Source organism: Actinomadura terrae, assembly GCF_022751215.1.
GTDB classification, from domain to species: Bacteria; Actinomycetota; Actinomycetes; order Streptosporangiales; family Streptosporangiaceae; genus Spirillospora; species Spirillospora terrae.
The window spans coordinates 589,945-611,944 of sequence record NZ_JAICDG010000002.1 but is presented as its reverse complement, the minus strand read 5'-3'; the positions used below and the strand labels follow the sequence as shown (position 1 = coordinate 611,944).

Annotated in this window: 18 protein-coding genes and 1 riboswitch; of the genes, 5 read left to right on the top strand and 13 right to left on the bottom strand. The window is 71.9% G+C overall.

Annotation, left to right across the window (positions count from 1 at the left end; translation table 11 throughout):
* The first annotated feature begins 5 nt into the window (after positions 1–5).
* Positions 6–1,214 (top strand): D-alanyl-D-alanine carboxypeptidase family protein, encoded by a 1,209-nt coding sequence (locus K2F47_RS13010; RefSeq protein WP_242903102.1) that lies wholly within the window; start codon positions 6–8, stop codon positions 1,212–1,214.
* 15 nt (positions 1,215–1,229) lie between these two features.
* Here the strand turns inward: K2F47_RS13010 and K2F47_RS13005 are convergent, their stop codons facing one another.
* The 3 genes from K2F47_RS13005 to trpS all read right to left on the bottom strand — a co-directional run bounded on the left by K2F47_RS13005 (position 1,230) and on the right by trpS (position 4,017).
* Positions 1,230–2,264, bottom strand: a complete 1,035-nt coding sequence (locus K2F47_RS13005) for a YihY/virulence factor BrkB family protein (RefSeq protein WP_242903101.1) — start codon at positions 2,262–2,264, stop codon at positions 1,230–1,232.
* 90 nt (positions 2,265–2,354) lie between these two features.
* Complete coding sequence (locus K2F47_RS13000) at positions 2,355–2,972, bottom strand: 2'-5' RNA ligase family protein (RefSeq protein WP_242903100.1); 618 nt, start codon at positions 2,970–2,972, stop codon at positions 2,355–2,357.
* A complete protein-coding gene (gene trpS, locus K2F47_RS12995) occupies positions 2,938–4,017 on the bottom strand; it encodes a tryptophan--tRNA ligase (protein ID WP_242905948.1) in 1,080 nt (359 codons plus the stop codon). The genes K2F47_RS13000 and trpS overlap by 35 nt, the downstream gene beginning before the upstream one ends.
* Before the next feature lie 329 nt (positions 4,018–4,346).
* Between trpS and galE the strand changes: the two genes are divergently transcribed.
* Together galE and galK are read left to right on the top strand one after the other, a co-directional pair.
* Positions 4,347–5,300 (top strand): UDP-glucose 4-epimerase GalE, encoded by a 954-nt coding sequence (gene galE / locus K2F47_RS12990; protein WP_242903099.1) that lies wholly within the window; start codon positions 4,347–4,349, stop codon positions 5,298–5,300.
* Entirely contained in the window at positions 5,297–6,436 is a 1,140-nt protein-coding gene (galK, locus tag K2F47_RS12985) for a galactokinase (protein WP_242905946.1), read from the top strand. Before galE ends, galK begins: the two co-directional genes overlap by 4 nt.
* Before the next feature lie 241 nt (positions 6,437–6,677).
* On the opposite strand, the gene K2F47_RS12980 is transcribed toward galK, so the two are convergent.
* The 6 genes from K2F47_RS12980 to K2F47_RS12955 form a co-directional block, all read right to left on the bottom strand.
* Positions 6,678–9,377, bottom strand: a complete 2,700-nt coding sequence (locus K2F47_RS12980; protein WP_242903098.1) for a hypothetical protein — start codon at positions 9,375–9,377, stop codon at positions 6,678–6,680.
* A complete protein-coding gene (locus K2F47_RS12975; RefSeq protein WP_242903097.1) occupies positions 9,374–11,143 on the bottom strand; it encodes an HSP90 family protein in 1,770 nt (589 codons plus the stop codon). The genes K2F47_RS12980 and K2F47_RS12975 overlap by 4 nt, the downstream gene beginning before the upstream one ends.
* A gap of 192 nt (positions 11,144–11,335) precedes the next feature.
* Positions 11,336–12,805 carry an amidohydrolase family protein gene (locus tag K2F47_RS12970; RefSeq protein ID WP_242903096.1) on the bottom strand — a complete coding sequence of 490 codons (1,470 nt, stop codon included), beginning with the start codon at positions 12,803–12,805 and terminating at the stop codon, positions 11,336–11,338.
* 249 nt (positions 12,806–13,054) lie between these two features.
* The gene (locus K2F47_RS12965) at positions 13,055–14,044 is read right to left on the bottom strand and encodes a malate dehydrogenase (protein WP_242903095.1); all 990 of its coding nucleotides are present in this window, start codon (positions 14,042–14,044) and stop codon (positions 13,055–13,057) included.
* A gap of 346 nt (positions 14,045–14,390) precedes the next feature.
* Complete coding sequence (locus K2F47_RS12960; RefSeq protein ID WP_242903094.1) at positions 14,391–15,608, bottom strand: NADP-dependent isocitrate dehydrogenase; 1,218 nt, start codon at positions 15,606–15,608, stop codon at positions 14,391–14,393.
* 127 nt (positions 15,609–15,735) lie between these two features.
* Positions 15,736–16,164, bottom strand: coding sequence for a DUF3017 domain-containing protein (locus K2F47_RS12955; protein ID WP_242903093.1), 429 nt, complete (start codon positions 16,162–16,164; stop codon positions 15,736–15,738).
* A gap of 272 nt (positions 16,165–16,436) precedes the next feature.
* On the opposite strand from K2F47_RS12955, the gene K2F47_RS12950 reads away from it, so the two are divergent.
* Positions 16,437–17,171, top strand: a complete 735-nt coding sequence (locus K2F47_RS12950) for an FHA domain-containing protein (protein WP_242903092.1) — start codon at positions 16,437–16,439, stop codon at positions 17,169–17,171.
* A gap of 470 nt (positions 17,172–17,641) precedes the next feature.
* Here K2F47_RS12950 and K2F47_RS12945 read toward each other — a convergent pair whose 3' ends face one another.
* Positions 17,642–18,490, bottom strand: a complete 849-nt coding sequence (locus K2F47_RS12945) for a bifunctional methylenetetrahydrofolate dehydrogenase/methenyltetrahydrofolate cyclohydrolase (RefSeq protein WP_242903091.1) — start codon at positions 18,488–18,490, stop codon at positions 17,642–17,644.
* 28 nt (positions 18,491–18,518) lie between these two features.
* Positions 18,519–18,603, bottom strand: a riboswitch (ZMP/ZTP riboswitch).
* 81 nt (positions 18,604–18,684) lie between these two features.
* Between K2F47_RS12945 and K2F47_RS12940 the strand changes: the two genes are divergently transcribed.
* Complete coding sequence (locus tag K2F47_RS12940; protein WP_242903090.1) at positions 18,685–19,278, top strand: GNAT family N-acetyltransferase; 594 nt, start codon at positions 18,685–18,687, stop codon at positions 19,276–19,278.
* 5 nt (positions 19,279–19,283) lie between these two features.
* On the opposite strand, the gene K2F47_RS12935 is transcribed toward K2F47_RS12940, so the two are convergent.
* From K2F47_RS12935 to purN, 3 genes are all read right to left on the bottom strand, one after another.
* Positions 19,284–19,463 carry a hypothetical protein gene (locus K2F47_RS12935; RefSeq protein WP_242903089.1) on the bottom strand — a complete coding sequence of 60 codons (180 nt, stop codon included), beginning with the start codon at positions 19,461–19,463 and terminating at the stop codon, positions 19,284–19,286.
* Between the two features lie 319 nt (positions 19,464–19,782).
* Positions 19,783–21,345 (bottom strand): bifunctional phosphoribosylaminoimidazolecarboxamide formyltransferase/IMP cyclohydrolase, encoded by a 1,563-nt coding sequence (gene purH, locus K2F47_RS12930; RefSeq protein ID WP_242903088.1) that lies wholly within the window; start codon positions 21,343–21,345, stop codon positions 19,783–19,785.
* Positions 21,326–21,988 carry a phosphoribosylglycinamide formyltransferase gene (purN, locus tag K2F47_RS12925; RefSeq protein WP_242905943.1) on the bottom strand — a complete coding sequence of 221 codons (663 nt, stop codon included), beginning with the start codon at positions 21,986–21,988 and terminating at the stop codon, positions 21,326–21,328. Before purN ends, purH begins: the two co-directional genes overlap by 20 nt.
* Positions 21,989–22,000 lie beyond the last annotated feature (12 nt).

Here is a 22,000-nt window from a genome sequence, read left to right as displayed (position 1 = left end):
GCGCCGTGACGGTGATCGCCGTGCCGCTCCTGGCGGCAACCCTCACCGCGCCGCCCGCGCTCGCGGCGCCCCCGGCGGACCCGGTGGGAGGGCCGCAGCTCGCGGGACGCGGCGTCGTCGTGAACCAGCTCGCGGGCGTCCCGGCGCTGCCGCGGATCAAGGCGTCCTCCTACCTGATCGCGGACGGCGACACCGGCGAGGTGCTCGCGGCCAAGGACCCGCACGGCCAGTACCTGCCGGCGAGCACGCTGAAGACGCTGACCGCGCTGACGCTCGTCCCGCGCCTGGACCCCGACCGGCTCGTCCGGCCCTCGCAGAAGGCGTGCGACGTGGAGGGCACCAAGGTCGGGATGACGCCGAAGATGGCGTACAAGGTGTCGGACCTGTTCCACGCGCTGATGATGATGTCCGCCAACGACGCGGCGGTGACGCTCGCCGAGGCCGACGGCGGGCTGAAGAAGACCATCGCCGACATGAACGGCGAGGCGAAGCGGATCAACGCCCGCGACACGCTCGCCGGGTCGCCGAACGGCCTCGACAAGGACCTCGGGCTGGACGTGCGGACCCAGCACACCTCCGCCTACGACCTGGCGCTGATCCTGCGCGAGGGGCTGAAGAGCGCCGACTACCGGCGCTACGTCCAGGCGATCGACTTCCAGTTCCCCGCGCCGCCCACCAAGAACGAGCGCAAGAAGGGCAAGAAGGTCGGCGGGTACCCGATCCACACGCACAACAAGCTGCTGCCGGGCGAGCGGTACGGATACGACGGCCTGCTGGGCGGCAAGAACGGCTACACGGTCGCGGCCAGGCAGACCTACGTGGCCGCCGCCCGGCGCGGCGGGCACACGATCATCATTTCGCTGATGCGGGCCGACCAGCCGCCCTCGCCGTACGCGGTCAAGCTGCTGGACTGGGGGTTCGCGGCGCGCGGGAAGACCAAGCCGGTGGGCACGCTGGTGCCGCCCGGCGACGCGCCCGCCCCCGGCAAGGACGACTCGGGGGGCCTGCTGCCCGACGCCCCGCTGGCCTCGGACAACTCGACCCGGATGTGGCTGCTCGTGGGCGGCGGAGCGGTCGGCGCCACGCTCGCGATCGGGGTGCTGACGGCGGTGCTGCGGCGGCGTCGGCGGTACCGGTACGGGCCGCCGCCCGCCGCGCGGACGGGCGCGTCGGGAGCGTCCGGCGAGCCGTCCTTCGAGGACCCGAACCCGTAGCCTCCGCCGCGGGGCTCAGCGGGCGGTCGCCGGGCGGTTCTGGATCGGGTCGATCTTCTCCCGGGGTTCGGCGGCCTTCTCCCGGGGCTCGGCGGCGCCAGGGTCGGTGCGCTCCGGGTTGCCCTCGTCGGCGCTCAGCACGACGCGGCGCGTGGCCGTCCAGGCGGCGACGAACAGCACGAACCGCGACACGACGTTCATCCAGATCATCAGCCCGACCAGGACGGCGAACGAGGCGTAGACGGGGTTCTGCGTCGTGCGGCCGATCAGCAGCGTCGCCAGCTGCTTGAGCAGCTCGAAGCCGACCGCGCCGAACAGGGCCCCGCGGGCGATCCGCCGCCAGGGCGCGCGGGTGCCCGAGAGCCGGGTGAACAGCACCAGGAAGATCACGGTGTCGAAGGCCATCGCGACGACCAGCGACAGCAGCCGCAGGCTCGTCCCGGCGCCGGTGACGTCCTGCAACCCGACCCACGACAGGACGGTGTGCGTCGCCGAGGTGGTGACGGTCGAGACCGCGATGCCGCAGATCAGCGTCACGCCGAGGAACACCAGGACGGCGAGGTCCCACAGCCGCTTGGTGGCGAAGTTGCCGCCGCCGGTCGGCTTGTTGTCCCAGATGTCGCGCAGGGACTCGCGCAGCACGTCGACCCAGCCGAGGCCGGTGAACAGCAGCGCGGCCAGGCCGACGAGGCCGACGGCCGTCTTGGACTGGGCGATCTGCTCCACCTGGAGCTCGTCGGACAGGCCGGGCAGCAGCGAGTTGACCGCCTTCACGAAGTAGTCCCGCGCCTGCGTGCTGACGCCGACGAGGTAGCCGAGCAGCGAGTACGCGAGCGCGAGCAGCGGGAAGAAGGACAGGAACGCGTGGTAGGTGAGGACGGCCGCGAGCCGCTCCCCGCGCCGGTCGGTGTAGCGCTCGAACGCGCGGCCCATGTGGTCGAACCACTTCGAGCGCGCGCGCCAGCGGCGCAGCAGTTCGCGTCCCGCGCTCAGGCGTGCCTGGAACCAGGTCTCCGTCCCTTGCCTGACCTTGGTGATCACCTGGCGCATGGACGCAACCTACCCACATCCGACCGACCGATGCAGCGCAGGGTAATCACGGGTTGAACATTCCGTTGCCCGGAGCAGGGTCGTCCGAGCTCAGGACGCGGCGTCCGGGGGTGCCTGCGCGCCGAACTCGTAGTCGTGCTGCGGGCGCCACACGCCGTCGGCGCCGTGCACGTACAGGGAGAAGCCCCAGACGTCGAAGTCGGCGGCGTATCCGGCGAGGTCCTTGAAAGCTTGGTCCATGACGTCGTCGGGGAGGTGGTGGGCGATCGTCACGTGCGGGTGGTACGGGTAGTCGAGCGGACGGCTGAGCGGCCCCGACAGAACACGCGCCTGAAGCCGCTCACAGCCGCCGATCCCCTCGGCCAGTGCCACGAACACGACCGGTGAGACGGGACGGAACGTTCCGCTGCCACGCAACCGGATGCGGAACGGGTGCTCGGTGCGCGCGACCTGCCGCAGGTGCGCCTCGACGGCCGCGAGCGCCGCCGCGTCCACCTCGGTCGGCGGCAGCAGGGTGATGTGGGTCGGGATCGCGCCCGCGAGCGGATCGCCGAACGAGGCGCGCTTGCGCTGGAGCAGCGCGCCGTGGGGGTCCGGGATCGGAATCGCCACCCCGATCACGCGGACGCCGGGCGGGCGCCGGCCCGTCCCGCGGCCTCCCGCGTCCGCCCGCTCAGCGACCACGTCCCACGAATCCCACCCGGTCACGGACGATCTCCATCGTGCGCGCGGCGACCGCCGAGGCGCGGTCCGCGCCGTGCGCGAGGAGCCGTTCGAGCCGCTCCTCGTCGTCCAGGAGCTGGTGCGTGCGCTCCCTGATCGGTGTGAAGGTGTCGAGGACGACCTGCGCGAGGTCCTTCTTGAACTGGCCGTAGCCCGCGCCCGCGTACCGGGCCTCCAGGTCGGCGACGGACGTGCCCTCCAGCGCGGAGTAGATCCGCAGCAGGTTGGTGACGCCCGCCTTCTTCTCCTCGTCGTAGACGACCTCGGAGCCGGTGTCGGTGACCGCGCGCATGATCTTCTTGCGCATCGGGCCCGGGTCCTCCAGGACGTCCACGATGCCCTGCGGCGAGGACGCCGACTTGCTCATCTTCGCGGTCGGCTCCTGAAGATCGGTGATCTTCGCGGCGTCCTTGGGGATGAACGCCTCGGGCGCGACGAACGTCTCGCCGAAGCGGTGGTTGAAGCGTCCGGCGAGCGTGCGGGTCAGCTCCAGGTGCTGGCGCTGGTCCTCGCCGACCGGGACGCGCAGCGCGCGGGCGTCCGGGCCCGGCTCGGGGCTGTAGAGCAGGATGTCGGCGGCCTGGAGGACCGGGTAGGTGAACAGGCCGACGCTGGTGCCCGCCGAGCCCTGCTTGGACGACTTGTCCTTGAACTGGGTCATCCGCCCGGCCTCGCCGAAGCCGGTGAGGCAGCCGAGGACCCACGCCAGCTCGGCGTGCTCGGGGACGTGGCTCTGCACGAACACGGTGGCGCGGTCGGGGTCGACGCCCATCGCCAGCAGCTGCGCGGCGGCGACCTTCGTCCGGCGGCGCAGCACGGCCGGGTCGTGCTCGATCGTGATCGCGTGGAGGTCGACCACGCAGTAGAACGCGTCGTGCGTGTCCTGCATCGCGACCCACTGCCGCAGCGCGCCCAGGTAGTTGCCGAGGTGGAAGGAGTCGGCGGTGGGCTGGATCCCCGAGAAGACGCGGGGAAGCGCGGAGCCGCTCTCGGAGGAGGCTCCGCCGGTGGGGTTGGAAGCTACGGACATGTCCACGGACCGATTCTCTCAGGTGCCGCCGGGCCCCTCGCGGGCCGGCGCCTCATGCGGGGCGACCGCCCGCGGGGTCGCGGGCGGGGGCGCGCGTCGACGGCACGGTCTGCAGCGTCGCCGCGCCTGCGCGTCCCGCACATCATATTCACCGCCTATGTCGGCTCTGGGGCCCGGACGGCCCCAGTCCCGCGGTTGAGCCTTCCCCGATCCCGGTTGCGGATAGCCTGGACGGCACCCCCGCCGCGGTTCGACAAGCCGCAGTTCGAAAGCCGTTCGATAGCCGTCTGTTCAGCGCCGTCTGTTCAGCCGTCCACTGGAGGTCGCTCGTGAAGCTGCTCGTCACCGGAGGCGCCGGGTACATCGGCGGCGTCGTCTCCGCCCTGCTCCTGGAGGCCGGGCACGAGGTCGTCGTGCTGGACGACCTGTCCACCGGGCACGAGGACGCCGTCCCCGAGGGCGCCCGGCTGGTGCGCGGGACGCTGCGGGACACGGCGGCGGAGGTGCTCGGCGGCGCCGGGTTCGACGCCGTGCTGCACTTCGCGGCCAAGTCGCTGGTCGGGGAGTCGGTGGAGAAGCCCGGCCTGTACTGGAACAAGAACCTCGGCGAGTCGCTGGCGCTGCTGGAGGCGATGCGGTTGGCGGGCGTCCCCCGCATCGTGTTCTCCTCGACGGCGGCGGTGTACGGGGAGCCGGAGTCGACGCCGATCCTGGAGACCGACCCGACCCGTCCGACCAACCCCTACGGCGCGTCCAAGCTGGCGATCGACACCACGCTCACCGAGTACGCGCGGCTGCACGGCATCGGCGCGGTCTCGCTGCGCTACTTCAACGTGGCGGGCGCCTACGGGCGGCAGGGCGAGCGGCACGACATCGAGACCCACCTGATCCCGAACGTGCTGAAGACCGCGCAGGGCGAGCGGGACGCGGTGCGCCTGTTCGGCGAGGACTACCCGACCCCCGACGGCACCTGCGTCCGCGACTACATCCACGTCGCCGACCTCGGCCGCGCGCACCTGCTGGCGCTGGACGCCTGCGCGCCCGGCACCCACGAGATCTTCAACCTGGGCAGCGGCACCGGCAACTCGGTCCGCGAGGTCCTGGAGGTCTGCCGCGAGGTCACCGGACGGGAGATCCCCGTCGAGGTCGCCCCGCGCCGTCCCGGCGACCCGGCCGTGCTCGTCGCGTCCTCGGAGAAGATCAGGTCGCGGCTCGGCTGGAAGGTGGAGCGGGACCTGGAGACCATGGTCGCCGACGCGTGGACCTTCCTCCGCTCGCGATGACCGAGGCTTTCGCTGAGCTCTTCGGGCGCTCCCCGGAGGGGGTTTGGCACGCTCCCGGGCGGGTCAACCTCATCGGGGAGCACACCGACTACAACGACGGGTTCGTGCTGCCGTTCGCGCTGCCGCAGGGGGTCTCGGTGACCGCCGCGCGGCGCGACGACGGCGTGGTCGAGGTCGCCTCCCGGCAGGCCGGGGGCGGGATCGTACGCGCGTCCGTGGACGGTGGGACGGTCGACTCGGAGGGCTGGCCGCCTGATCGGGCCTGGGCCGCCTATCCGGTGGGCGTGGCCCGCGTCCTGCGCGAACACGGAACGGGCGGCGCGTCCCTGCTGATCGACTCGGACCTGCCGCAGGGTGCCGGGCTGTCGTCGTCGGCCGCGCTGGAGTGCGCGACCGCGCTCGCCCTCTGCGACCTGCACGGGGTGGAGATCGAGCGCGCCGAGCTGGCCCGGCTCGTGCAGCGGGCCGAGAACGAGCAGGTCGGCGTGCCCTGCGGGCTGATGGACCAGGCCGCGTCGCTGCTGTGCACGGCCGGTCACGCGCTGATGCTCGACTGCCGCAGCGGCCTGTCGTCGAAGGTGCCGTTCGCGACGGCCGACGCCGGGCTGACGCTGCTGGTCGTCGACACCCGCGCGAACCGGAACCTGGCCACGGGCGGCTACGGGCAGCGCCGCGCCGAGTGCGAGAAGGCGGCGGCGAAGCTCGGCGTCGCCGCCCTGCGGGACGTGACCGACCTCGCGGGCGCCCTCGGCTCGCTGCGCGATCCGGTACTGCGGCGCCGCGTCCAGCACGTGGTCACCGAGAACCACCGCGTCGAGGCGACGGTCGGGCTGCTGCGCGCCGGGGCCGTCGCCGAGCTCGGCGCGATGCTCAACGCCTCGCACATGTCGCTGCGGGACCAGTTCGAGATCTCCTGGCCCGAGGCCGACGCGGCCGTGGACGCCGCGCTGCGCGCGGGCGCGCGCGGCGGCCGCATGGTCGGCGGCGGGTTCGGCGGCTCGGTGATCGTCCTGACCGCGACCGACCGGGCCGCCCGCGTCCGCGACGGGATCGCCGCGACCTACGCGAAGCGCGGCTGGCCGCCACCCGCGTTCCTCGAAGCGGCCCCGTCCCCCGGCGCGCGCCGCAGCGCCTGACCACGGCCCCCAGCGAGCTCAGCCGTCACGCGGGCGCGTAACTGAGCGGTGGGGCCGAAGCCGGAGGCGAGGCCCCACCGCGAAGATCGCGAAGCGATTCCGCGCCCGCCAAAGGCACGGTCAAGGCACGAGCCGCCAGGCGAGTGCCTTGGGCCGGGACTTCATGAACACACCCGCCAGGCGAGGGATGTGGGCCGGGACTTCATGAACACAGCCGCCCGGCGAGTGCCTTGGGCCGAACTTAGTCAGGACGGGCGGATTTGAGGTCGGCGAGCAGCTGGGTCGCGGACTGGGCCGCGTCCGTCTCGCCGAGGGTCGTGAAGCCGTCGGCGGCGGCGGACGCGTGCGACTCCGCCTCCGCGAGCCGGCCGCTCTGGGCGAGGATGCGGGCCTGGTCGAAGGCGACGAGCGCCGTCTCCCAGATCCGGGCGGGCTCGTTGTCGGCGGGCAGGCCGGGCAGCGCGTCGCGGGCCGACTCGATCGCGGCGGCGGCCTCCTCCGACTGCCCGCTCCACAGCAGGCACATCGCGGCGCGGCGGCGGCCCCGCACGAGGCCGTAGGGGTCGCCCGCCGCGCCGGACGCCTCGGCGGCCCGCGCGAACCGCTCGGCGGCGAGCGCGTCCCGGTCGAGCGCGGTGAGGATCTCGGCGGACTCCGCGAGGAAGTGCGCCGCCGTGCCGTGGTCCTCCTCCTTCGCGGCGTCCTCGGCCAGCGACAGGAACGTCGCCGCGCCCTCCGCCTCCAGCATCTCCTTCTGCGCGTGCCCGAGGATCAGGCGGCAGCGCCGCTCGTCGAGGCCGCCGAGTTCGGGAAGGGCCTCCTCCGCGACCTCCGCCGCCTCCAGGTGGCGGCCCGCCGCGAGGTACCCGGCGGCGAGGTCCACCCGCAGCCGGACGGCCTGCTCGTGCGCGCCCATCGCCGTCCAGCCCGCGACGGCCTCGGCGAGGTCGGCGACGGAGTCGGCGGGACGGCCCGCCTCCATCAGCGCCAGGCCGCGCTCGGTGTGCAGGGGCGTGGCCAGCGTGGACGCGGCGGGCAGCCGTTCGAGCGCCTCGCCGAGCAGCGCGAACTCCTCCTCGCCGGGGGGCGCGGGCTCCTGCCCCTCGCCCGCCAGGACGCGCGCCAGATGGGCCCGCGCCCGCAGGTAGGTCAGCGTCAGGCGCGGCAGCATGTCGGTGTCGCCCAGCGTGCGGGCGGTCTCGATGCCGCCGCGCAGGGTGGGGAGCGCGGCGTCGAGGTCGCCGGTCATCGCGAGCGCGCCGCCGCGCAGCAGGGCGGTCTCGGCGCGCGCCTCCGCCGCCGTCCCGCCCTCGGCCGTGATCTCGATGCGGTCCAGGGCCGCGATGGCCTCGGCGGGACGTTCGAGCTCCAGGCAGCCGCCCGCGAGCCGGATCAGCGCCGCGGCCGATTCGAGGCCGCCGCTCTCGTCCCCGGGCCTCCCGGCGAGGTGGTCGGCGGCGGCGACCAGGTCGTCCAGCCCGGCCTCGTCACCCTCCTGGATGCGCGCCGCGCCGACGCGGCTGAGCGCCAGCGCGCGGCGGACGTCGTCGCCCGCCTCGCCGTACAGCTCGATCGCCTGGTGCCAGTGCTCGATCGCGGCCTTGAGGTCGCCGTCCGCGGCCAGTTCCATGGCGCGTCCGTTCACGCGACGGCCGCGCTGACCGGGCGCGGGGTCCACCGCGACGGCGTCGAACCGCTCCCAGGCCGCGATCGCGCGGGGCAGGTCGCCCGCGCGGCGGGAGCGCTCGGCCTCGTCCAGCAGCGCGTCGAGATCGTCGATGGCGGCGAGGTCGTCGTGCGGGGCGTCCGGTACCGGCGGCGCGGCGGGCCTGCGGCGGTGGTGCTCGCCCAGCGGCAGGAAGTCGACCAGCGGCTCCGCCTCCAGCACCTCCCGCACCTGCTCGCCCTGGCAGGACGTGCCGTTGCGGGCGTCGAACCGCGCCGCGAGGTCGGTCGCGCGGGCGGTCAGCTCCACGTGCAGGTCGCGGAGCGGGACGTCGGCCGCCGGACGGTCGCCCGACGCGAGGCGCCGGATCGTCATGTCGGTGTGCCCCGCGTCCAGGATCCGGCGCAGCGCCAGCGCGGCCGCCGCCGCGAACCGCATCTCCGCGTACGGGCTCGGCGCCCGGTCGAGCCAGCCCAGGTGCCGCGCGACGATCTCCAGGGCGCGCGCCTCGTTCCCGGTGGTCGCGCAGAACGCCACGTGCTCGGCGATGTCGCTGAGGTCGGCGAGCTGCGGCCGGTGCGCCCGGTAGGCGCGGCGGTGCGCGTCGCGCGCCTCCTCGATCCGGCCCGTCCGCAGGTAGACCGGCAGCATCGCGGTCTGGATGCCCTGCGGCTGCTCGTTGCAGGTCAGCTCCGCGTCCAGCACCGGCGCGGCGACCGCGAACGCCTCCTCGTGCCGCCCGTACCGGACGAGGTGGTTCACCATCCCGGACGGGTCGCAGCCCGCGCAGTCCGACAGGTCGTCGCGCGCCGCGCCCCGCCAGCGCTCGTACCAGTCCTCGGCGGCGGGGTCGCCGACGTGCCGCGCCACCAGGTTCCGGTAGTGGTAGACGGCCTGGAGGCTGTATCCGGCCGTCTTGTAGCGCCGCTCCATGTCGTCCAGGACCGCGTACGTCCGGTCGAGGGGGACCTCGGGGAACTCGGTGAGCGAGTTCACGATCCCCTTCATCTGCCACAGCAGCCCGCGCAGCTCGTCGAAGCGGGACGGGTCGCGGTCGTGGTCGGCGAGCGTCCGGCTGAACGTCGCGAACGCCTTCGCGGGCTCGCCGCCGTAGCGGTAGGCGTTGGTCAGCCGGATCCGCACCTGGAACGCCAGCACGTCGTCGTCCGCCGCCTCGGCGCGGCGCAGCGCGTCCTCCACCAGGACGGTCCGCGCCTCCCCGTAGGGCAGCTCTTCGGACCGCGTCATCAACGCGTAGACCTCGTCGATGCTCATTGGGGGGCCTCCGGGGCGTGGACGGCCCACTCCAGCAGGCCGATGAAGGATCGGTTCAGCACCGCCGTGTCGGCGGGCCGCAGCGGATGGTGGCCGAGCAGCAGCGCCTGCCCGTAGAGGCCCTGCACGGCCAGTTCGATCAGGCCGTCCTCGGCGAGCGCCGTCACCCGCCTGGTCAGCGGGTTGCGGTGGTTGAGGACGAGCCTCGGACGCTCCGGCGCGGCCGTCGCGCCGACCGCGCCGAGCACGTCGGCCCACAGCTCGCCCGCCTCGTCCCGCGCCCGCGACAGCTCCTCCTGGAACTGCGCGTCGCGGCTGGTCAGATACAGCGTGGGCAGCGAGGCCGGGTCGAAGTCGCGCAGCACGACCTCGCAGCCGAGCCGCTCCACCGCCCGCTGCGCCGCCGCCATGAACGGGCGCAGCGCCAGCTCCGCGGCCGGGTCGAGCACCCCGAACGTGGTGGTCAGCTCGGCGGTGTCGAGGCGGGTGAGGCGGATGTCGGGGTCGATGTCCGGCAGCCGCTCGATGATCTCGGTGTCGTGGACGTAGCCGCCGTTGACCAGCCCGACGCCCTGCGCCGCCGCGACCGCCGACAGCCGCCGGAACTCGTCCACGCTCGGCGTGAACCGGCCCTCGGGGTGCCGCCGCCGGAACTCCGCCAGCGTCATCGGCCCGGCGGACGTCTCGTAGTCGAGCCAGCGGTCCACGATCCGCAGCATGTCGTCGTCGTGCAGCGCCATCGCCTTCACGCCGAGCTGGTGCAGCCGCAGGAACCCGCGCAGCCTCGGCGGATCGGTCTCGGCGAGCCGCACCAGCCACTGGCGCAGCGCGTCGCCGAGGCCCGCCCGCACCGAGTCGAGCAGCTCGTCCTCGTAGAGGGCCTCGCGGCTCGCGGTCGGGCGCAGCTCCCCCGCGTCCACGACGCAGCGCGCGAAGAACGCCCACTCGGGCAGCAGCCCCTCCACGCCCTCCGCCAGCAGCATCCGCTTCAGGTAGACGCGGTGCGCGGCGCGCGCGGTCGGCGCGACCGGATGCGGCAGGACGAACGCGACGCCGGTGAGCCCCGCCTCCGGGACGTCGAGGTCGACCACGTCGAACGGCGTGAACCCGTACAGCTCCTCGCAGTACTGCTCCAGCGCGCGGCGCCGACTCGCCGGGTCCCGCTGCGCGGCCTGCCACGCGGGGCCCGCGCCGGTGACGCGGACACCGTCCACCACCAGCTCGACCGGCAGCAGCGACCCGTAGGAGCGCGCCAGTTCGGCCACGACCTGCGGGCTCAGCAGTTCCGCCGACCCCTGCCGGGCACGCAACGTCACCGTGGTCCCGGGCTCGTCGCGCTCGGCGGGCTCGACCCGGTAGCTTCCGCCGGACAGGCCCGTCCAGCGGACCGCCGGGCCGCCCCGCGCCGACCGCGTGACGACCTCGATCTCGTCCGCGACGAGGAACGCCGACAGCAGCCCGATCCCGAACTGGCCGAGGAAGTCGTGCCGCGCGAACCCCAGCTCGTCGCGCTTGGACGAGCGGCCGATCGTGGCCAGCAGCGTGTGGACCTCGGCCTCGGTCAGCCCGATCCCGTCGTCGTGCACCCGCAGCGTCCCGCCGCCGGTCTCGATCACGACCCGGCCGTCGCCGTCGCCCCGCGCGGTGATCGCGTCCACCGCGTTCTGGAGCAGCTCCCGCAAGTACACCCGGGGACTCGCGTAGAGATGGCGGCTCAGCAGATCCACCACTCCGCGCAGATCGACCTGGAATGCCTGTTCTGCCACCCCGCCGCCTCCACGATCACCGATAAGAGCGGATCACACCATAGCGGCCGATACCGGCATCTTGACTGAGTTTTCCACATGCGTGAGCCCCGGGCGGACAAGGGACATCCACGCCCGGGGCTCAGGTGCGCGCTGCGCCGGAAGGGGTCGAGCCCGCGGACGGCGTCGGCCTCCTCCGGGCTGCGCTGAGCGCTATCCGAACAGGTCCCGGCGGACGCCCGCCGCCTCGAAGAGGTGGTCCCGCGACGCCTCAAGCTCACGCCGCAGCCGGTCGAGGTCCGCGTCGAGCAGCCGTCCCCGCCACTTGCGGACCTTGCCCGCGACGATCACGGTTTCCACGTTCGAGCGGTCCATCAGCGTGACGACCGCGCCCGGCACGTTGTTGAGCGGCGCCACGTTGAGCGCGGTGGCGTCGAGCAGGACGATGTCGGCCTCCTTGCCGGGCGTCAGCGTGCCCGTCTTCGCGGCGAGCCCCAGGTGCTCGGCGCCGTTCACGGTCGCGAACCGCAGCACGTCGCGTACGGTGAGGAGCTCCGGAGTGCCCTCCACAGGCGTCGGCCAGTTGTTCGGCGGCACCGGGGAACCCTGATCGAGGACCGCCTGGTTGACGAGCATGCGCTGCATGGTCATCGCCGAACGCATCAGCGTGAACGGATCCGCGGCCATCGTCGTCTCGACATCGGAGCTCAGCGAGGGCTCCATGCCGAACTCCTGCATCTCGAGGATCGGCGGGGTGCCGATTCGCATGACCATCTCGATCGGAAAGGCGATCGAGACCTGGGCTCCGGCCTCCCGGAAGCTCTTCCAGATCTCATCGGTCATCCCGGTCATGTGGAAGAAGAGATTGTCGGGCCCGACCTCGACCCCGGCGGTTCCATCGGCGAGGGCGTCGAAGATCGGCCGCATCCCGAACGCGCCGACCGAATGCGCCGCGATTCTGATTCCCAGTTCGCGGGCGAGCCTCCAGGACGCCCGGTACGCCTCCGCGCCGAGGTAGACCTCGCCGCCCATCACCATGCTGACCAGCTGGTCGTCGGAGGAGAACCAGCGGCTCCTGATGCGGCGGGCGTCCTCCGGATACCGGTATCCGGCGCCGTCGACGCCCTCGAAATAGCCGAACGCAGTCCGTGCCCCGGCGTCGACGAACGCCCGGACCGCGGCGTCGCTGTGCTCCGGCGTGTGATGGATCTGCGACACGTCGAGGACGGTGGTGACACCCGCGTCGAGCTGCGACAACCGCGCGAAAAGGTCGTTGATGTACACGTCCTGGGGCCGGTAGCCGGGCCGGAACTTGCCGAGAATGTGGTCGACGTAGTTCGGATTCGCGCTCGGTGAACCAGACCGGTCGTCCAGCAGCAGCGCGTTGGCGAGAAACGCGCGCTCCGCCGTCTCGAACAAATGGTGGTGCGTGTCGACGAACCCCGGCATGACGATGCGGCCGCGCGCGTCGATCACACTAGCGCCGGTGGCGTCGACGTTTCGGCCGACCGCGACGATCCTCTTGCCCTCCACCAGGACGTCGCCGACCTCGAAGTCGCCCACCCCCGGGTCCATCGACATCACCGCTCCGCCGCGGATGACGTAGCGCCGTCCTCGGACGCCGCCGTCCTCCGGCGGTGCCTGGTCGAATCCCCGCTCGCCGCCGTTCTGTTGACCGGACATTGAAATACCCCACTCTCATCAGGTGTTCATAAGCGATGACAGTGGAGTGGCCGCAAACGATGATCTACCCGAACTTGAGCCTACTGCTCTGAGGTCGAGAAAGAACGGGGCCGAATCGGCGAAATTTTCGACACGGGAGGGAATTGGCTGGTCAACGCGGGTCGACGACAACCGAAAAGGCCGATGGGGGCTGGACGCGGTCGAGCCCCGAACCCTCCCGGGTCCGGGGCTCGAAAAGAAGAACCGGGGTCAGATGAGGCCCAGCTTGCGGACGGCGTCGCGCTCCTCCGACAGCTCGTTCACCGACGCGTCGATGCGCGCCCGGGAGAAGTCGTCGATCTCCAGGCCCGGGACGATCGACCACTCGCCGTCCTTCGTGGTCACGGGGAAGGACGAGATCAGGCCCTCGGGGACGCCGTAGGAGCCGTCCGACACGACCGCCATCGACGTCCAGTCGCCCTCGGCGGTGCCGTTCACCCACGTGTGCACGTGGTCGATCGCCGCGGACGCGGCCGACGCCGCCGACGACGCGCCGCGCGCCTCGATGATCGCCGCGCCGCGCTTGGCGACGGTCGGGATGAAGTCGTTCTCCAGCCAGGCCTGGTCGTTGACCGTCTCGGCGGCGTTCTTGCCCGCGATCTCGGCGTGGAAGACGTCGGGGTACTGGGTCGCGGAGTGGTTGCCCCAGATCGTCATCCGGCGGATCTCGGCGACCGACACCCCCGCCTTCTTCGACAGCTGCGCGAGCGCGCGGTTGTGGTCGAGGCGGGTCATCGCCGTGAACCGCTCGGCCGGGACGTCCGGCGCGTGCGACCGCGCGATCAGCGCGTTGGTGTTCGCCGGGTTGCCGACCACCAGGACCTTGATGTCGTCGGCCGCGCCCGCGTTGATCGCCTCGCCCTGCGGCTTGAAGATGCCGCCGTTGGCCTCCAGCAGGTCGCCGCGCTCCATGCCCTTCGTCCGCGGCCGGGCGCCGACCAGCAGCGCCACGTTCGCGCCCTCGAACGCCTTGGTCGCGTCGTCGTGGATGTCGATGCCGGACACCAGCGGGAACGCGCAGTCGTCCAGCTCCATCGCGGTACCCTCGGCGGCCTTCACCGCCTGCGGGATCTCCAGCAGCCGCAGCCGGACGGGGACGTCCGCGCCGAGCAACTGGCCGGACGCGATGCGGAACAGCAGCGCGTAGCCGATCTGGCCCGCGGCGCCGGTGACGGTGACGGTGACTGGGGTGCGCGTCATTACCTTCTTCTCCTGCTGAGGAACCTGACGGGGCTCAGGCGGCCATCCTGCGAGATCCTTCCAACCCGACCGCCGGAGAGCCGCGCCGCCGCGGGTATCTCTCGCCGTCGAGACAGTTGCGAGGCCAGGCTATCGCGCGGCCCGTCCCGGCCGACGGCCAGGTGCCCGGACGGGTCTGAAAACGCGCGAAAGCCGCCCCAGGACGAACCCGGGACGGCCTTCGCGAACACTCACCCCCGCATGCACGGGGAGCACTCTGTGTCGCCCCCAACCAGCAAGGCAAGGTCGGGACCACCCCCACATGTGCGGGGAGTCACAACTCGAACACTAACAGTTGAAGCGTCTCTCAGCCGTTGATCTTCTTTTGAAGGTTGGTGTCGAGGGCCTCGAGGAACTCCTGCGTGGTCAGCCACTGGGTCTCGGGTCCGACGAGCAGGGCCAGGTCCTTGGTCATCTGACCGGCCTCGACGGTCTCGACGCAGACCGCTTCGAGGGCCTTGGCGAAGCCGATGAGCTGGGAGTTGTTGTCCAGCTTGCCGCGGTGCTCCAGGCCCCGCGTCCAGGCGAAGATCGACGCGATCGGGTTGGTCGAGGTCGGCTTGCCCTGCTGGTGCTGCCGGTAGTGGCGGGTCACCGTGCCGTGCGCGGCCTCGGCCTCGACGGTCTTGCCGTCGGGCGTCATCAGCACGGACGTCATCAGGCCGAGGGAGCCGAAGCCCTGCGCGAGGGTGTCGGACTGGACGTCGCCGTCGTAGTTCTTGGCCGCCCAGACGAAGCCGCCCTCCCACTTGAGCGCGGCGGCGACCATGTCGTCGATCAGCCGGTGCTCGTAGGTCAGGCCCTTGGCCTCGAACTCGGACTTGAACTCGGCCTCGAAGATCTCCTGGAACAGGTCCTTGAACCGGCCGTCGTAGGCCTTCAGGATCGTGTTCTTCGTCGACATGTACAGCGGCATCTCCCGGTTGAGCGCGTACCGCATGCTCGTCCGGGCGAAGTCCCTGATGGAGTCGTCGTAGTTGTACATGCCCATCGCGACGCCGCCGCCGGGGAAGTTCGCGATCTCGAACTCCATCGGCTCGGAGTCGTCCTCGGGGGTGTAGGTGATCGTCACCTTGCCCGGCCCGGGAACGACGAAGTCGGTGGCCTTGTACTGGTCGCCGTGCGCGTGCCGGCCGATGATGATCGGCTTGGTCCAGCCCGGGACCAGCCGCGGGATGTTGGACGCGACGATCGGCTCACGGAAGATCACACCGCCGAGGATGTTGCGGATCGTCCCGTTCGGGGACCGCCACATCTTCTTCAGGCCGAACTCCTCGACGCGCGCCTCGTCGGGAGTGATCGTGGCGCACTTGACGCCCACGCCGTACTGCTTGATGGCATTGGCGGCGTCAACGGTGACCTGGTCGTCCGTGGCGTCACGGTACTCGATCCCCAGGTCGTAGTACTTCAGGTCGACGTCCAGGTAAGGCAGGATCAACTGGTCCTTGATGAATTTCCAGATGATCCGCGTCATTTCGTCGCCGTCGAGCTCGACGACGGGGGCCGCTACTTTGATCTTGGGCATGCTGTTGCTGTCCCTTTCCTACACCGGCCAGCAGTCCTTGTAAGGTTCGCCCGGCTAGGCTAGCCGAGGCTGTGACCAGGTCGAGACCTGGCCCGGACCTGGCGCTTCCCGCCTCGCGCGGACGGGGTCAACCCGGTGGGGTCTCCCGCCGTCCCGAGATCAGCAACCGCAGGCCACGCACCACCATCGCCGCGGCGATCAGAACGCCGAACGCCCCGGCGAGGACCAGACCGGTCTTGTCCATCGGGGGGATGCTCAACGCCACGAACGCGACCATCTCACCGAGGATCACGAGCGTCCAGCAGTCGACCGAGCGGCTGCGGACGGCCAGCAGCCCGAGCTGCGACTCCGGCAGCAGCAGCCGGGCGAGCGCGCCGAGCAGCAGCGCGGCGGCCATCAGCCCCGACCCCTTGCGGAAGTGGTCCACGGCGCACAGCGCGAGACCGCCCGCGACACCGCTGAGGACGAGCAGGTACGGCAACCGCCCGAGCCAGTGCGGCGCGGCCCCCCTGCGGCGCGGCGCCCGCCGTCTGCGCCGGTGCACCTCCGTGCTCATGACCTGTCCGCCCCCTTCGTGAACCTTCACGGTAATGCCATTCGGCGCGCGACACGACACCGTCCGCACGCTTGTGGACAACTCCCGAGCTCACCGGGCGCGGGACGCGTCCCGGACCGCCGCCCGGCGATGGAAACGGATGGGGCGCACGGGGTGCCCGTGGGCCCTGAATGCCTTGTGCCGTCGGTGCTACTCACCAGTAGGAGGGTGTGACGGTGACGCGCCCGGGTAACCCGTCGGACAGGGGTCGCTAACTAGCTGGGAGGACTGCCGTGGAGGGGCCGTTCATGCGGATCGAGGACAGCGGGCTGGTGGTGCCGCTGCGCCCCGACGTTACGACGGTCGGGAGAGGGAGAGGAGTCGACATCCGCCTCGACGATCCGAGTGTGTCCCGTTTGCACGCAGAGATCGTCCGACGCGGCCCGTATGTGTACGTGGTCGACATGGGCCTGTCCCGCAACGGAACACGAGTCAACGGCCGGCCCATCGCCCGCCGTGTCCTGGAGGACGGCGACGTCGTGAGCTTCGGCACGGCGCGCTGCCGGATGGGGGGCATCCCCCGTGAGGAGGTCGACCCGGACGTCGAGCTGCGGCGTGCCGTCGCTCCCGAGCTCACCCGCCGCGAGGTCGACGTGCTGACCGCGCTCTGCCGCCCCGCCCTCTCGGACGAGGCGTTCGTGGCACCCGCCACCGCCCGCGACATCGCGGGCGAACTGGTGGTCACCGAGGCGGCCGTCAAGCAGCATCTGCTGCGGCTCTACCAGAAGTTCCGGATCCCCGAAGGGGCCAACCGCCGGACCCGGCTGGCGAACGAGGTCATCGCAATGGGCCTTGTCCGACCGCTGCCCCCGGTGCACGTCCCCCAGCAGGGCCGCCCCATGGACGGCCGGGCGACGAACGGGGTCCGGGGCGCCGAGCCGCGCAGACCCGGCCCCCCGGGGCACACCTCCGGACACGTCACCGCACCGGGCCGCCCGGCCCACGCCGCCGGTCGCAGAGCGAGTTGAACCAAGCCGACACGGTCGCCCTCAACAGGCAGCGCACCCAAGAGGGCGACCGTGTTCGGTTGTATTTATTGCGTTGCCCTCGGCGTCAGGCGCTAGAGCGCCTTCCTTCCACGGACAACGCGGCGATCGCTGGCATCGCTCCGAACTCGCCTGGCGGCTCGCTTCGCGATCAGGTTCTCGCAGGCTCGAACCTGCCTTCGGACGCGATCGCAACGTTTCGGTCGCTGTCGGCTGAGCTTACGAACGACACCGCTCGCGTCGGCGCGGGGTGCGGTTGGGGCTGGACGATCGCGATCAAGTGCTTGCTTCGCTCGCCGCTGCCCTCGGACGCGATCGGAACCCGTCGGCCGCCGCGACCTGAGCCTACGGACGACACCGCGCGTAGGCGCGGGGTGGGCTTAGAACCAGGTCTGGCGGTCGCAACGTTCGGTCAACGGGAGCTGAGCCTACGGGCGACAGCGGGGCCGGGGTCAGGCGGTGGCTTCTGCCGCCTCTACTACGTTGGCCAGGAGCATTGCCCTGGTCATGGGGCCTACGCCGCCGGGGTTGGGGGCGACCCAGCCTGCTACGTCCTTGACGTCGGCTGCGACGTCTCCGGCGAGTTTGCCGTCGACGCGGGAGACGCCCACGTCCAGGACGGCGGCGCCGGGCTTGACCATGTCGGCCGTGATCAGGCCGGGGACGCCGGCGGCGGCGACCACGATGTCGGCCTTGCGGGTGTGGGCGGCCAGGTCGCGGGTCGCGGTGTGGCAGAGCGTGACGGTCGCGTTCTCGCTGCGGCGGGTCAGCAGCAGGCCGAGGGAGCGGCCGACGGTGATGCCGCGTCCGACGACGGTGACCTCGGCGCCCCTCAGCGGGACGTCGAAGCGGCGCAGTAGTTCGACGATGCCCTTCGGCGTGCAGGGCAGCGGGCCCGGCTGCATCAGGACGAGGCGTCCGAGGCTGACCGGGTGCAGGCCGTCGGCGTCCTTGAGGGGGTCGATGCGCTCCAGCACGCGCTGCTCGTCCAGGCCCTTGGGCAGCGGGAGCTGGACGATGTAGCCGGTGCAGGCGGGGTCGGCGTTCAGCTCGGCGACGGCCTGCTCCACCTCGTCCTGCGTGGCGGTGGCGGGGAGGTCGCGGCGGATGCTCTCGATGCCGACCTCGGCGCAGTCGCGGTGCTTCATGTTGACGTAGGAGTGGCTCCCCGGGTCGTCGCCGACCAGCACCGTCCCGAGGCCGACGGAGATACCGCGGTCGCGGAGCGCCTCCACGCGGGTCTTGAGGTTCGAGCGGATCTCGGCGGCGGTGGCCTTACCGTCCAGAATCTGTGCCGTCATGTGTTCCTCCGCGCTGTGTCGCCAGGGCCCCGTCCACCCAGGCGCGCGGTGTCCGGACTGTGTTCGCTCCCCGGTGGTGATCCACCTTGCCCGCGCCAGTCACGTCGACCGCCATCCTATCCGCCGAGTGGCCCGCCGAAATAGCTTTCAAGTGGCCCTGCCGGAGGCCGCGGCGCGCGTCCTAGCGTGGGCGGATGAGCAGTTCCTGGTACGACCGACCGGTTCTGAGCGGACGTTATGTGCGGTTGGAGCCCCTGTCCGCCGAGCACGCCGAGGGCCTCTTCGAGGCGTCCAAGGACCCCTCGATCTGGACGTGGCAGAACGGCGCCCAGCCCCGGAGCGTCGAGGAGACGCGGGCGGCGATCGGGAAGGCGCTCGCGGACTGCGAGCGCGGCGTCCGGCTGCCGTGGGCCCAGATCGACGTCGCGACCGGGGAGATCGCGGGAGAGACCTCGTACTACGAGGTCCTGCCGTCCCACCGCGGACTGTGCATCGGCCACACCTGGCTCGGCGCCCGCTGGCAGCGGACGGGCCTCAACACCGAGGCCAAGCTCCTGCTGCTCGGCCGCGCGTTCGACGAGCTGCGCGCGATCCGCGTGGGCTGGCACACCCACGTGTCCAACGAGCGGTCGCGGCGGGCGCTGGAGCGTCTCGGCGCGTCGTTCGAGGGCGTCCACCGCAAGCACCGCATCCGCGCGGACGGTTCGGTCCGCGACACCGCCGTCTACGGCATGACCGACGACGACTGGCCGGAGGCGAGGGCCGCCCTCCGCGCCCGGCTGCGCTGAGCCGCTCAGTCCTCGTCGGGACGCTGGCGCCAGGCGATGAGCCGATCGGTGCCGTGCCACCCGAGCTGCGCCGCGAGCATCGCTGCCAGGAATGCGGCGATCAACCCGATCACCTGCCGGGACTCCATCAACAGGCCGTCGGCCTGGATGACCGACCCGGCGAACAGGCCCACCACCACGTCCATCGCACCTCCAGCAGCGACGCCCCAAAGGGGTCAGAGGGAGGGTTCAGGGGCGCGGCCAGCCAGAGGCTACCAACGAAAAAACGTAAAGAGACCAGGCTGTGCGGGTGGGGCGCAGCCCCACCCGCAGTACTAGGCCTCAGCCACCGGCCGTTCTAGCCCAAGCCGTCAACCGACGGGAACGTTGCGATCGCGTCCGAAGGCAGTTTCGAGCGAAGCAAGAAACTGATCGCGAAGCGAGCCGCCAGGCGAGGTCGGAGCGATGCAGCGATCGCACAAGCGCCCGTTGAAGGAGGGCCCCCAGGCCCGACGCCGAGGGTGCCTAATGAAAAAAGTGCCTGGTGTGGGTGAAGTAGAGGGTTGTGCCGGTTTTTTCGGCGGCGGCTATGACCTTGTCGTCGTTGACGGAGCCGCCGGGTTCGACGATGGCGCGGACGCCAGCGGCGGTGAGGACTTCCAGGCCGTCGGGGAAGGGGAAGAAGGCGTCGGAGGCGCCCACGGCGGTGGCGGCGCGGTCGGTTCCGGCGCGGGTGACGGCGAGTTTGGCGGAGTCGACGCGGTTGACCTGGCCCATGCCGACGCCGACGGTGGCGCCGTCGGCGGCGAGGAGGATCGCGTTGGACTTCACCGCGCGGACGGCGCGCCAGGCGAAGGCGAGGTCGCGGAGGGTGGCCTCGTCGGCGGGGGCGCCGACCTTGAGCTCCCAGGCGGACGGGTCGTCGCCGGGGGCGTCGAGGTGGTCGACGTCCTGGAGGAGGACGCCGCCGTCGATGCGCCGGTACTCGGTGGCGTTCGCGGGGGCCTTCGGGCAGCGCAGGAGGCGGATGTTCTTCTTGCGGGTGAGGATCTCGACGGCGGCGTCGTCGAAGTCGGGGGCGACGAGGACCTCGGTGAAGATCTCGGCGATCTGCGCGGCGAGGTCGGCGGTGACGGGGCCGTTGACGGCGATGACGCCCCCGAAGGCCGAGAGGGGGTCGCAGGCGTGGGCCTTGCGGTGGGCCTCGGCGAGGTCGGTGCCGACGGCGATGCCGCACGGGTTGGCGTGCTTGATGATCGCGACGGCGGGGGCGTCGAAGTCGTAGGCGGCGCGGCGGGCGGCGTCGGCGTCCACGTAGTTGTTGTAGGACATCTCCTTGCCGTGGAGCTGCTTGGCCCCGGCCAGGCCGCCGCCGGAGCCGTCGGTGAACAGGGCGGCGCGCTGGTGCGGGTTCTCGCCGTAGCGCAGGACGTTCGCGCGCTGCCAGGTGGCGCCGAGGAAGTCGGGCCAGCGGGTCTCGGTGGCGGTCTCGTCGGGGGCGTACTCGCCGGCGAACCAGGACGCGACCGCCACGTCGTAGGACGCGGTGTGCGCGAACGCCTGGGCGGCGAGGCGGCGGCGCTCCTCCAGCGTGAAGCCGCCGGCGCGGACGGCGTCCAGGACGGTGCCGTAGGCGGACGGGTCGACGACGACCGCGACCGACGCGTGGTTCTTCGCGGCGGCGCGGACCATCGTGGGGCCGCCGATGTCGATCTGCTCGACGCACTCGTCGGGCGTCGCGCCGGAGCGGACGGTCTCGGCGAACGGGTACAGGTTGACGACGGCGAGGTCGAAGGGTTCGACGGAAAGGTCGTCGAGCTGCTGGAGGTGGTCGTCCTTGCGCCGGTCGGCGAGCAGGCCCGCGTGGACCTTGGGGTGCAGGGTCTTGACCCGCCCGTCCAGGCACTCGGGGAACCCGGTGAGCTTCTCCACCTTCATGACCGGGACCCCGGCGGCGGCGATCCGCCCCGCCGTCGAGCCCGTCGAGACGAGCTCGACCCCGGCCTCGTGCAGGCCCCGGGCGAGTTCTTCCAGCCCGGTCTTGTCGTACACGCTGATCAGCGCGCGCCTAATCGCCACCCGACTCACCGGCCGAGCTCCCCTCGTATTCGGACGAATCACTGCTCTTCATCGAAACCCGGCGGCCCTCCGCCGTCCAGCCGTCGCGGGCGAGCCGTCCGACGACGTCGACCAGGAGGCGGCGCTCCACCCGCTTGATCCGCTGGTGCAGGGACTCCTCGTCGTCGTCTCGCCGCACCTGGACGGTCTCCTGGGCGATGACGGGGCCGGTGTCCACACCTTCGTCGACGAAATGCACCGTACAGCCCGTCACCTTCACGCCGTACGCCAGGGCTTCCCGTACGGCGTGGGCGCCGGGGAAGGACGGCAGGAGCGCGGGGTGGGTGTTGACGGTGCGTCCGCCGAAGCTCGCGAGGAAGCGCGGCCCGAGGATCTTCATGAACCCGGCGGAGACGACGAGGTCGGGCTCGTACGCGGCGATCGCGCTGGTGAGCGCCTCGTCCCAGGCGTCGCGGGAGGCGAAGTCGGGGATCGCGCGGGTGAAGGTGGGGAGGCCGGCGCGTTCGGCGCGCTCGATGCCGCCGGTGCCGGACCGGTCCGCGCCCACGGCCACCACGCGGGCGCCGTAGGCTGGGTCCGCGCACGCGTCGAGCAGCGCTTGTAGGTTGGTCCCCGCGCCGGAGACGAGGACGACGAGCCGGGCGGGCACCATGACTCCCTGGCG

Bases quoted from the DNA above. Each gene is read 5' to 3' on its own strand.
- K2F47_RS12960 (WP_242903094.1), bottom strand. From the start codon at position 15,608: ATGCCCAAGATCAAAGTAGCGGCCCCCGTCGTCGAGCTCGACGGCGAC.
- K2F47_RS12970 (WP_242903096.1), bottom strand. From the start codon at position 12,805: ATGTCCGGTCAACAGAACGGCGGCGAGCGGGGATTCGACCAGGCACCG.
- galK (WP_242905946.1), top strand. From the start codon at position 5,297: ATGACCGAGGCTTTCGCTGAGCTCTTCGGGCGCTCCCCGGAGGGGGTT.
- K2F47_RS12945 (WP_242903091.1), bottom strand. From the start codon at position 18,490: ATGACGGCACAGATTCTGGACGGTAAGGCCACCGCCGCCGAGATCCGC.
- K2F47_RS12980 (WP_242903098.1), bottom strand. From the start codon at position 9,377: ATGAGCATCGACGAGGTCTACGCGTTGATGACGCGGTCCGAAGAGCTG.
- K2F47_RS12940 (WP_242903090.1), top strand. From the start codon at position 18,685: ATGAGCAGTTCCTGGTACGACCGACCGGTTCTGAGCGGACGTTATGTG.
- K2F47_RS12965 (WP_242903095.1), bottom strand. From the start codon at position 14,044: ATGACGCGCACCCCAGTCACCGTCACCGTCACCGGCGCCGCGGGCCAG.
- K2F47_RS12935 (WP_242903089.1), bottom strand. From the start codon at position 19,463: ATGGACGTGGTGGTGGGCCTGTTCGCCGGGTCGGTCATCCAGGCCGAC.
- purN (WP_242905943.1), bottom strand. From the start codon at position 21,988: ATGGTGCCCGCCCGGCTCGTCGTCCTCGTCTCCGGCGCGGGGACCAAC.
- K2F47_RS12955 (WP_242903093.1), bottom strand. From the start codon at position 16,164: ATGAGCACGGAGGTGCACCGGCGCAGACGGCGGGCGCCGCGCCGCAGG.
- trpS (WP_242905948.1), bottom strand. From the start codon at position 4,017: ATGTCCGTAGCTTCCAACCCCACCGGCGGAGCCTCCTCCGAGAGCGGC.
- K2F47_RS13005 (WP_242903101.1), bottom strand. From the start codon at position 2,264: ATGCGCCAGGTGATCACCAAGGTCAGGCAAGGGACGGAGACCTGGTTC.